Origin of the sequence: Actinoplanes sp. NPDC048791 (assembly GCF_040650095.1) — a bacterium.
GTDB lineage: Bacteria > Actinomycetota > Actinomycetes > Mycobacteriales > Micromonosporaceae > Actinoplanes.
Window position 1 is genome coordinate 7013 of sequence record NZ_JBEZGQ010000056.1, and the last position, 11016, is coordinate 18028.

Consider the following 11016-nt stretch of genomic DNA (forward strand, 5'->3'; position numbering starts at 1 on the left):
CGCGCGCGCCCGGCGCGGGCGCCCCGCCGCCCCCACGAACCGGTCAGCTCTGCTGCGGCGTGGTGGCCTGCTGGTAGGCGTCGATGACCTGCTGCGGAAGGCGTCCGCTGGCGCGGTATTCGGGGACGTCGTCGCGGTGCTGGTTGTCAGCCCACCAGCGCCGCATCCGCTTGACCGCCTCCGACGCCGTGGTGGGACGGGCGGCGCCGCGCACGGTGGAGTTCTTGGGCAGCCGACGGCCGGCGGCCATGAACGGGGCGAGCGCGGCGCGGAGCCGGGCCAGGTTGTCCTCGGACAGGTCGATCTCGAAGGCGGTGTCCTCGAGGGCGAAGCGGTAGGTGCCGGCGGCGTCGGTGCCGTCGACGTCGTCGATGACGGTCCTGGTGATACGGGTAGCCACGATCGGGCTCCTCTCCAACAAAAGGGGGTTGATGTGGTGCCGGACAGCAAGGAGCCCCGCAAGCCGGGGCGGCAGCGGGGCGACGGAGCGGTGAACCAGGGCGCAGGGGTGTGTGATGGAGGGTCAGACGGTGACGTCGCAGGCGGGCCTGGTGCGGGCGGAGCCGCGTCACCGGCAGTGATGCGGTGCAAGAGGAAACGACGGCCGTTTCGCCGGCCGGGCTTGTGCAGGCGCCCCGTCCCCTGGGCGCCGGGGACGTTGCCTGGCGACCGCTACACCCTCTTCTCCTGGGTGGCTGGCGGCGGCCGGATCAGGCGGTGGTGCCGGGGTTGCGGTGGAAGCCGATGCGGCCGTCCGCGTGGCGGCAGGCGATGATGTGGCCCTGTCGCAGCGCGATGAGGGCGACGTCGATGCCGAGGTTCCCTGGTGGCTCTGCGGGTGATCGCCCAACATCAGGGCGTCGACGGCTTGCTGTGTGGACAGCGGTCGGGCGCCGGGCGGCAATGCCACGGGGACAGCCGGGTCGTGCTGGTCGGACATGGCGGTTCTCCGTTCGCCGATGACGGGTCAGAGATGGGGTGCTGGCCGGTCGACCTGCTGCGCATCCCGGAGACGACGGGCTGCGCGGGTGACGTCCGGCCGGTGCGCCGGCGGCGGCGCCCCGGCGGTGGTCGGTGCGCCACCGATCGGGTCATCGGCCGGACGCTGATCTGCTATCAGCCCGGTAGATGGGCTGCTGGGCTGTCAGTCGCGGGTTGCCGCGTCGAGCGTGGCGGCCAGGGCGGCGGTCTTGCCGGCGGTCCGGAACATCGAGACAGCGTTGGCGGCGATGTCAGCGATGCCGTCTTCACGCTCCTGGCGGGTGAACGGCAGCCGGGCGTGGGGGCCGACCCGGAAAACCGGCAGGGTGTAGTGCCTGAGAGCGACCGCGTCCCCACCGGCGATGTCGTACTCGTCGAAGGACTCGGCCGTGATCCCGGGGATGGGTGTCTCCAGGTTTCCGGTACAGACCACGACCAGGTCATAGGTGCGGCCGTCGATGAGGGCCGCGCCGGGCAGCGCGACGGGCTGTGGGCGACGGTTCTGCACCGTCAGCCGGCGCACGCCCAGCCGGTCCGGACGCAGGTAGCGGCCGATGCCCTGGTATCGGCTACGCATGCTCTGCCGCCAGGTATCGCAGCTGCTGGGCAGATCAGTGGCGTACCAGTCGATGCGGTCCACCTGGTCCAGGGCCGCGGCGGCCATCAGCGGAGGCGGTGCCAGGCCCAGCAGCGACTCGACGGTGCACTTGGCGGAGTCGCCGCCACCGATCACCGCGACCCGGCGTAGGTCCCGCAGCGGCCACATGCCGGCCATGCGGTTCATGAACTGCGCGAAGGTGACGATGGTGGTGCCGTTGGTCAGGTTCTGCACGCGGGGGTCACCCAGTCCACGGGCGTCGATGAGTCGTCCCGCAGGAACGGAGGCGCGGTCGGCGATGTCGATCTGCAGACCGGTGGCGTCACCGGCCACGGACACGACGTTGGCGTCGGTGACCACGTCGGCGAACTGTGCCAGGGTCAGCCGGATGATCAAGGCCATGTCGGTGTTGCTCTGGTACTCCGCCATGGACAGGTTCGCCGCCTGGATCGGCGCGCCGGGCAGGTAGTTCAGGCTGGTGCCCAAGTCACCGGCCGGTCCTGCGCCGCCGGGACGGTTGCGGGAGTTGAGGTAGAAGGTGGGGCGTGTCGTCATCGCGAAGGTGCCACCGGCGCGCGGGCCGCGCTCAAGCACCAGAGGCTTGGCGAAGCCGGCGAGGACACGCACGGCGGCGTACACCGCGGCGTGGAATCCACTGCCGATGATGACTTCCCGGTCCGTGCCGGAGGCGCGCAGCGTGTCCTGGCGGGCTGCCTCGTTCGACCAGAACACGTCCAGTGACTGCTCGGCGGCTTCCCGGGCGGCGGGGTCGAGGGCGACCCCGGTGAGCTGCGCCTGCAGCGAGCTCGGGAACTCGGATCGGCGTTGCATGATCGCCTGCATCGTCTCCGAGTCGGGCTGCCTTAAGGCGACGGCTCGCAGAACGGAGCTGATCGGTGCGGACGGGTCGACGGATGTGAACATCGGTGGGTCCTCCGGGAGAGTTCACCGGGATCACCGCGCGGCGGACCGCATACCTGTCCCCGGTGTTCCGGGGGTGGCGGCACGCGGCCAGGCACGGTCCCCGGAAGGGATAGATCGGAATGGGAGTGCTCGGGTGGGGGCGGCTAGGCGCCCGGGCGGGCTGACCCGCCCGCGGATCGGCGCTCGTCTAGCTGCTGGTGGGGGCGAAGACGCCTGCGCGCGGCTGCGTTGCCTAGCCAGAGCGCGGTGTTGCCGGCGACCTGGAGTTGCGGGTCCGCGCGGTGGGCCGGTCAGCTCGCTGAACAGCCGCGACCGTGGCGTTGGAGCCGGTCGGGCCGCCGCCGATACCCGGGTGCGGGGTGGTGGCGGTGCCCGACCGGCTCGCGGTGGGTTAGAGGGCGATGGCGAGCAGCCGCTGGCCGGTGTCGACGGTGTCGAGGTGGCGGCCGGCCTGCTCGAGGTAGGTCACCCGGTGGGCGAGCGCGTTGCTAGTCGGGGCGAGCTTGTGCCCGTCGGCGGTGAGCAGCGCGTCCGCGCAGACGGCGGTGGCGGCGCTGTAGTGCTGGTAGGCCAGCGGGCCGGCCTGGAACATCTCCAGCTCCTCCACGGCGAGGTGCGCGGCGCCGTAGCTGGCGGCGTTGTGCAGCCGCATCGCGTTGACCCGCGGCTGGCCGAAGAAGTCCGCCTCCGCCCGCTGCAGCGGATAGGTGGCGGGCTCGGCCAGATGCCGAGCCTCGTACACATGCCACGCCCGGGCCGGTGGTGTGCCGTGCACGACGTGCTGCCACACCTGGTGGCGGATACCCGCCCCCAGGCCGGCGGCGTGACGCAGCCCGGCGAGCTCGAGGAGCTTGACCGGTCCACCGGCGCAGGAGGTGGGCTTGCCTTTGCGCGGTGCGATGAGGTGCCTGGTCTGCCACAGCCACCGGGCCTCGACAGCCCAGAAGCGGGGCTGCAGAGTGCCGGACACACCGAAGTGCCGGTAGAGCTGGTGCGCGGTCAGCGCGTGCGACGGCAGTCCGTCGTGCAGGCAGATAATCATCGACCGGATCGTCGCGATCGGCGTCTGAACCGGAGTGGCCGGTAGCGCCGGGCCAGTGGTCGTGGTCGACGAAGCGGTGGTGCTCGCGCTGGTGGGGACGCGGCGACCGAAGCGGCTCAGAGGCGTGGCCGCACGGTTGTGTGTAGCGGTCATAGCGGAAGTCCTTCATGGATGCGGGCGCGTCTCAGGCGCGCGGAGGCGACCGGCCCACCGGGTGCATGGGTCGGTTGCGGGTGATGAAGCGGAATGGACCCGACATGGTGCTGGTGGTGCTGACTGGTGCGGTGCGGCCTGGGAGGCTCGCTGTGCGGCGCGGTCGCCGACCGGCCCTCAAGGGGCGGGTGGACGAGGCACACCGAGAAGGTGCGGCGAGGCAATCCCGAAGGCGGGACCGGACCGGGTGGAGCGAAATATGGGATGAGGTAGTGCCGACGAAGGTAACGGCCGGATCTGTCAGTCTCAGCCGGTGTCGTGATCGTCAGAAGACGGTCTGACCTGCACTGTCAGAAGCAGCGCCGCATGGTGTGGGCCTGGCAGCGCGAAGCTGTCAGACCCGGAAAGTCTGACAAACGATCTTGCGTCTGACGGAAGCACCGTTGACCTGCGACTGGCACCGCTTCAGGGTTCGGGGTCGAGGTCGGCGGGTTCGTCGTCGAAGTAGCGGTGCGGGTTGGTCGCCGGGTTGTCCGGGCCGTGATCAGAGGGCAGCTCGTGTAGCCACCATCGCGGGCCAGGATCGGAGGCGAGGGTCCAGACCGGGCCGGCGGGGTGCTCGCCGTGGATACCGGTGGCAACCGGCATCACGGTCGGCACCCCGGACAGGGCGTCGAGCAGGTGCCGTTCCCGACGCCGACCGGGCACCCGTAGCAGGACCGGGTAGCGGGGGCCGTAGGCGGCGAGCTGTTCGTAGCCGCGCAGCTTCTTCAGCACAGTGCCCAGAGGTTCGGTGCCGTTGTCGTGCTCGAGGAAGAACCCGACCTCTGCTCCGCCGGCGACCCAGACGCCGTGCCCGTCGGGCAGCACGCCGGCCCGGGCGAACACAGCCGTGGCGTGCTGCTCGGACCACCACCGCGCCAGCCGCACACCGGTGTGGGTGCGGGCGTAGGCGACCAGGTCGATGAACAGCTGGTTGGTCCCCAGCAGATGGACAAGCCGGCGGCTGCCGATGATCCGCTCGGTGCGTTCGATCGCGGTACGCGGCGCCCGGGCGCCCGCCCGGTTGGGATCGTTGAACTGCGTCGGGTAGACCACGGCGCCGAGCGGACCGAGGGTGTAGAGGTACTGCCGGTCGCCGGTGGTGGTGTCGACGAACCGGGTGACCGCCTCCAGCTGCTGCAACACGGCCAGACGCAGCCGCGCCGAGCGCCGCGACGGGAACAGGGCCGCGGAGATCTGCTCGGTGGACAGGATGTAGTGCTCGGCGAGCCACCGCAGGAGCAGGTGATCGCGAGGGGTGAGACGGCGAAGACGCCCGAGCCGGACAAGACGCGACGGCGAGCGACGAGCAAGGGAGTCGGAGGAACGGCGAGAGCCGGACGACGAGGAGTGGGAGTTGGTGGTCGCCACTGTGGATGCTCCAAGCGGAAGAGACTGCCCCTCCGAGGGAGGGTGTCTGAGATCGGCGAGGCGGCAGGCGGACCGGGGCACGGCCTGTGTGCAGCAGGAATGACCCCGCCGGCGGGATCTGTCAGCCGGGCGGGGCGATCAGTGGTGAAGGGCTGGTGAAGAACCAGCGGAAAGGGCCACGGAAGACCGGGTGCACTGACAGACCAGTCGACCTCAGTCTTGTCAGTGTGAGTGCGGTTGTGACTGTCTGCGGTGGCCAGGGCACTGCGGCTTAGGTTCTACTGCCCCGGCCATGAACGTTGACGGGGGTTGGGGTCACGCCGCCCCGGATGGCGGGTCGGCCACAGCTTCGTTGCCGTTCGCTGCCGGCAGCGGTCGGATGAGAGCTGGCTCCTCCACGCGCGGCGGGTTGTGATCCGCATCGGCCGGGAAGAGAGCAGGCACGAGTGACGGCGATGAATACAAGCGGCTGCCCCGCGGGGGTACGAGGACCTACTGGTGGCTCCAGCGCACCTGGCGGACGCGCGGGACGGTCGCTGGCCTGGTCTTCGGAGCGGTCATGTTCGTCTTCTCGTGGGCGAGCGACGACGACTCCAAACCGACAGGCCAGATCATCGGCGCTGCGGCCTCGGCAGTGCTGCTCGCAATCGTGATAGGTCTTTTCATCAGGTCTCCAGAGCGACAAATCTGCCAAGCCGGCGGGCATATCTTGACCGCGGACGAGCGGATCACGATCGTGCGCAGCGTTGACGCCGGGCGGTGGCCGGACGACGCACGACTGCATCCATCTGTCTCCCGGCTGGTGGAGCGAAGGCTACGCCGCACGGCGACGCCTGCAGTCGAGATCGCGGTGTTCGGCCTGATGCTCGCCGTGGCCGTGGTTAAACGTGGTCCTCAATGGGCCGTGGTGGTGACTCGCCGTCCTCTTCTGGGCCATCGTGGGCCCTTGGTCGATGCGAAGCACCAAGCGCAGCCGCGTTGCGGCGCAGGCTCTGCGCGATGCCGCGCCGACCAGCAGACCTTGTGAAGAGTCGGCGAGCCCCGCGGAGTAACCGGCTGAAGTATCTAGGCGTCGTGACAGGGGGAGATTCGCCAGCGCGGAACATCGGCAGTCGCTCAAGGGAACAGGAATCCGGCATGGAGGCCTATTCGGCCTTGCTCTACACAGTGACGACCACGGCGCACTGCCAGTGCGATGCGGGTCGGCGTGCGACAGGTTAGTTCGGCGGCAGCGCGGTCGTCATTGGCGGACACTCTTGGCTGTACATAGGCGTTAAGTGCGTCCAGAGGGCCGTCTTCGTTCGCGCGGTCGCTGAAGATCGCCGCGCTCCCTATGCCGAGGAGTGTCAACACGGTCACCGCGATCCCGGTCGTGATCAACGGTGGCTGGGAGCCGTAGGTGGTGTGGGACCCGACCAGCGTCTCGGGACGGTGTGGTTTCTCGTAGAGGCCGGGCTCTGCTCTCGGGTGCAGGTCGTCGAGCCGATTTGAGTGCGCCGTCGCGACGTCTCGGATTTCGGTACTAAGAGCCAAGTTCTCGCTTCAACACTTCACCAATGCCGTGACAAGTTCTGGCGTCTTATCGCACAAGGCTTCGATTCGGCACATCGACACCCGAAAAAACGGTCCATATCGGTGCCTTTGACGCGAGCCACGAGGCGATAGAGATCAACTATGAATGTTGATCTCCCGCACCTTGGCCTGACGTCAACAGCGTGACCGGGACAGTATGATTCCAGACGTGAGGAAAACCGACGAACACATCCCGATCAACCCATCGGGCACCGGGAGAAGTGGCCGTCATTATTGGCTCCCTCGCATTTTCGCCCTGCTTACAGCTGCACTCACACTTGTCGCCGGAGCATTGACTTACGCTGCCGAACGCGGCGAAGATCCACGCCCAGGACCAACCCCAGCCATCCCAGATACGTCCCCGCCTGTGCCGGCTAGCGTTCACCTCGGGCAATGTGGAGAGTGGTCCTTCCGCTTCATTTTGGATCCAATTATATACGTTGACGAATCATTCCCCATCAAACTTGCCTGGCGACCCGCTCGTCGAGGTGCAAACAGTGTCTGCAAGTTTGCTGTAGCTCTCACCTTCGTCACTAAATCTAAGGTGAATACATCGCCGTCAACGAAACTTTCCGGCTTCACTCTGGGTGCCACCGAGATTCCATCTGACTTTGGCTGGACAGCTCAAGTATCGTCTCCGGGCCCAGTAACGGTCACGGCCCTGCTCACCGGGAATGACCTGCCAACACCGGTGGCAGTGTCGGCCAATATTGATGCTCGGCCGAGCCGACGCATTTCAGACGCTGATAAATGGCTTGCCGATCTTGTCGATGGCTTAGGTTTCGAGGTCGTTTCTACCGGTGTTCTGACGAAAGGTCGGCGGGCGAGTCTGACCGGTAGATTGACTTCGTCGATGAGGCCAGCTCCGCCTGGCTTGTCAGCTACAGGGGAGGCGGAGGTCTGCTTGGAGGCGACCGGCGGCGGAAAGAGCGAACGCACCTGCTCCCTCCATAGGATCATGTTTTCGAAGCCTCTATCACTCGAACGTAGTCTGACCGTCGATGTGACTAATACGGATGCGGTAGTCGTGACGGCGACAGTCAAAATTAAGGGTTCGGTCGACGGCACCCTCGTCGGTGGTTACGGCAGCAATCGAACTAAGAAAGTAGGGAAAAACCCCACGGTTGCATTTTGGGATGTAACAAAAAATGCTGCGGTCGCATCGAAGGAGCTATTACTGACTATTGCCGCTCTCCTCGCGGCGCTCGGCACCGTCGGTTTTGTCTTGAGAAGAAGACGGAAGAAGGACGACGACAGTCCAGCCGGTGGTGACGATAATGCATCACGTATAGGATATGTCTAACTCTGCCAGCCACTAGCTTGAACCCGTGATAAGTGGAATTCGTTAGGCAGCAGAGCTGAGGGGAGAATCACGGCATGCCCTGTGTACTGCCGCTGATAACGCGTGCGGGGTGATCGCCGGAGGAATCGTCGGAGTGCCAGGCGGCGGCCATCGCCCGGGGAGAACCTCACGGCATGGGACTGTCGGATCTGCCTGCTTGATCTGCCCTAGGCATCGCGCGCCAGGTTCCCTCCCGGCCTGCGCTCGGTCGTCGGTCGGCACCCAGCAGTCACGCTTTGCTACAGCCGCAGAGTGTTCGCGTCGGCCTCGTTCGGGCGAAACGCCGGGGCGGACGTCAACGGGGAACTAAGCAGTTCGGTTACGCAGCGCTCGCCGCAGAAGTCCGACGGCGACGCCGACGACCAGACCGGTGGTCAACCAGAAAAGCAGGTCGACGGCGGCAGACAGCGTGTCCGTCTCGACCAGGGTTGATCTCATGGTGGCGTAGGCCTGATGTGGGGTGTCACCACCCGCGGTGATCCACGGCAGGGGCAGTCCCCACGAGAAGGTGTAAGCCGCATCGCAGCAGGTCTGTCGAACGGGCAGCAACGCAGCGAGCGCCGAACCGATCAGCGTGGTGGCGCAGCCCGCGAGCCAACCGGCCCGGCCGGCGTACGGACGCAGCCACGGCAGCCCGAGCATCAGTGTCCCGGCCAGGGTCAGGACTACGGCCGAAACCAACAGAGGCACATCGACCGGGGTTGCCGCCGCCAGGCTGACCGCACCCGCGACCATGCCAACAGCGACCGTGCCGGCGCCGACCACCAGTCGCGACACTGCCGCGGCTGCCGCCTTCCACGGCTTACCGCCGTCTCGGTACTCCGCCGAGCCCCCGCCGGGTGGATCCGTCGTTGACCTGCTCGGCGAACTCATCGTTCGAGTATCCCCCGGTCCGGCGCTGCCTGACTGAGCCGGTAACCCACGTCGTTTGACTGATCTGCCGTCGATAATGCGCGGCCTGGTCGCGTACGACACGTCGGTGCCAGCCCACAGCCGCTCGTGGAAGTGAGCTGCTGCTCTGCAGCGGTCGGCTCGGGTGGTTCGCCCAGTTCGCTCAACTGAACCTCCGCCGAACCGGCACGCCGACGCCGGAAGGTGGGACCAGACATGGCCGTCCGCTACGTTGCCGGTTCAATGTCCGACTCCGCACCGACCCCGCACCGGCTGCTGACCGGGTCCCTGTCTCGGCGCACACCCGAGCCACCGAGCACCGCCGCAATTACGATTGCCTGTGGCTCAGGTTTTCGGCTTCGTACCGCTGCCGCGGGCTCGGCGGTTGTTGTCCGGCCGGGCGGAGAACCGTTCGACGAGGTCGTCGATCGCGCTGGTGTTCTGGGCGGGCACCTTGGCCGCGGCGGCCTGCCGGATCGCGGTCGCCTCGCCGACCAGGGGTTTGGGTGGGCGGGTTTTCATGGTGAACGCCGGGGTCTGCCGGCCGGCGATGATCAGGCGGCTGGCGGCAGTGTAGGCGTCCAGGTGGGTCAGGTCGTGTTCATCGAGCTCCGGCAGGGTGTGCCGGGCCAGGATGCGTGCGTCTTCGGGCGCCACACTGAAGTAGATCTTGTTGCGGGCGTTCGCGGACGCGGCGGCGAGCAGGTCTTTCGGGAACTGCGCCAGGTCCTGGTGGGCGAGGACCATGGACAGCCGGTATTTACGGGCCTCGGCAAGCATGGAATCGAGGGAGTTGGCGAGAGTGAGGAAATTCTGCGCCTCGTCGATGATCAGGGTGGCGTCGCGGCGCTGGTCGGCCGGGATGTTGGCGCGGGCGGTGGCGGCCTGCCACACCTGCGCCAGCACCAGCGACCCCAGCAGTTTGCTGGTGTCCTCTCCCAGCTGACCTTTCGGGATCCGTACGAGCAAGGCGCCGCCGTCGAGGACGGCACTCATGTCGAAGCTCGACGTCGGGTAGCGCATGGTCCGTTTGACGAAGTCGCGCAACAGGAATGCCCGCAGGCGGGCGAGGACGGGGCCGATGACCTGCGAACGCAGGGCGGGGTTGAGCTCGTCGTACCACTGCCAGAAGCCGGACAGCCCGGCTGGGTCGTCAAGGCCGACGGTCATCGCCGAGCGGAACTGCGCCGAATTGAGCAGAGGTGGGATGTGCTGCAGGGTCACGTTGGCGTGACGTAGGAGGGTGAGGCAGGCGACGCGCATGACGTCGTCCATCCGCGGTCCCCAGGCTTTGGCGAAAATGGTGCCGAAGATCGACACGAGGTTGTCGACGACCAGGTCCGGGTCGTCACCGGAGAGCGGGTTGAGGGTGGGTGGGTTGGGCTGGTCGGGGTCGAACAGCACCACCCGGTCCGCCATGGTGGCGGGGAGTCGGTCGAGGATGTCCAGGACCATGTCGCCGTGCGGGTCGATGACCACGGTGCCGCGGCCGGCCTTGATGTCGTCGACGGCGAGGTTGACGAGCATGGTGGTCTTGCCGGAGCCGGTCGCGCCGACCACGTGCAGGTGATAGCGGGCGTCGGTGACCGGCAGGGCGACGGCGTGGCCGCCGACCTCGGCGTCGCCGAGAACCTTCGTTCCTCGCCCGCCGGTGGGTACCGCCACCGGTGTCGGCATGGACTTCGCCCGTGCCCGGTCCAGCCCCGGGACGGCCAGATCCCGCGGCAGCGCCGCCAGCACCGCCAGCTCCGGAGTGGAGGCCAGGAACCCCGCGCCGAGGCGCCGTGTGGCGAGCACGGCCACCGGTGCGCTCATCCGGGCCCGGTGGGCGAGAGAGTTTCGGGCGGCGTAGACGGCGAACGAGGAGGCGACCGCGTCCGCGACCCCGCGCAGCCGGGCCTGCGCCGAGGATCCTGCGCGGTGGTTGTCCTTGGCGATGGCGTAGCGGATGGCGATGGTCCACAGCGGGTGGGCGGTCTTGTCGAGGATCGCCCGCACGTCGCGTTCCACGCCCGGGTCCCGGCGTCCCGCACCGGCCGCCGTGCCGGCACGGCGCGTGGATGGTCCTGTCTGAAAAGTCTCTAGTGCCCAGAGCAGCGG

The 11016-nt window shown here is 67.7% G+C and carries 8 protein-coding genes; 2 read left to right on the forward strand and 6 right to left on the reverse strand.

From position 1 onward, the window contains the following. Positions 1-43 precede the first annotated feature (43 nt). From AB0C29_RS07150 to AB0C29_RS07165, 4 genes are all read right to left on the reverse strand, one after another. The gene (locus AB0C29_RS07150; protein ID WP_360816389.1) at positions 44-400 is read right to left on the reverse strand and encodes an Lsr2 family protein; all 357 of its coding nucleotides are present in this window, start codon (positions 398-400) and stop codon (positions 44-46) included. Between the two features lie 744 nt (positions 401-1144). Continuing rightward, positions 1145-2503, reverse strand: a complete 1359-nt coding sequence (locus tag AB0C29_RS07155) for a hypothetical protein (RefSeq protein WP_360816392.1) — start codon at positions 2501-2503, stop codon at positions 1145-1147. Positions 2504-2894: 391 nt separating this feature from the next. After that, positions 2895-3545, reverse strand: a complete 651-nt coding sequence (locus AB0C29_RS07160) for a hypothetical protein (RefSeq protein WP_360816395.1) — start codon at positions 3543-3545, stop codon at positions 2895-2897. 618 nt (positions 3546-4163) lie between these two features. Further along, positions 4164-4979 (reverse strand): replication-relaxation family protein, encoded by an 816-nt coding sequence (locus AB0C29_RS07165; protein WP_360816413.1) that lies wholly within the window; start codon positions 4977-4979, stop codon positions 4164-4166. A 691-nt stretch (positions 4980-5670) separates the two neighbouring features. On the opposite strand from AB0C29_RS07165, the gene AB0C29_RS07170 reads away from it, so the two are divergent. Beyond that, positions 5671-6138, forward strand: coding sequence for a hypothetical protein (locus tag AB0C29_RS07170; RefSeq protein WP_360816398.1), 468 nt, complete (start codon positions 5671-5673; stop codon positions 6136-6138). 714 nt (positions 6139-6852) lie between these two features. Next, complete coding sequence (locus AB0C29_RS07175) at positions 6853-7986, forward strand: hypothetical protein (RefSeq protein WP_360816401.1); 1134 nt, start codon at positions 6853-6855, stop codon at positions 7984-7986. Positions 7987-8331: 345 nt separating this feature from the next. Here AB0C29_RS07175 and AB0C29_RS07180 read toward each other — a convergent pair whose 3' ends face one another. Next, on the reverse strand, positions 8332-8802 hold the full coding sequence (locus tag AB0C29_RS07180) for a hypothetical protein (RefSeq protein WP_360816404.1): 471 nt from the start codon (positions 8800-8802) through the stop codon (positions 8332-8334). A 459-nt stretch (positions 8803-9261) separates the two neighbouring features. Continuing rightward, positions 9262-11016: helicase HerA domain-containing protein (locus AB0C29_RS07185; RefSeq protein WP_360816407.1), on the reverse strand; the 1755-nt coding region annotated here is incomplete at its 5' end.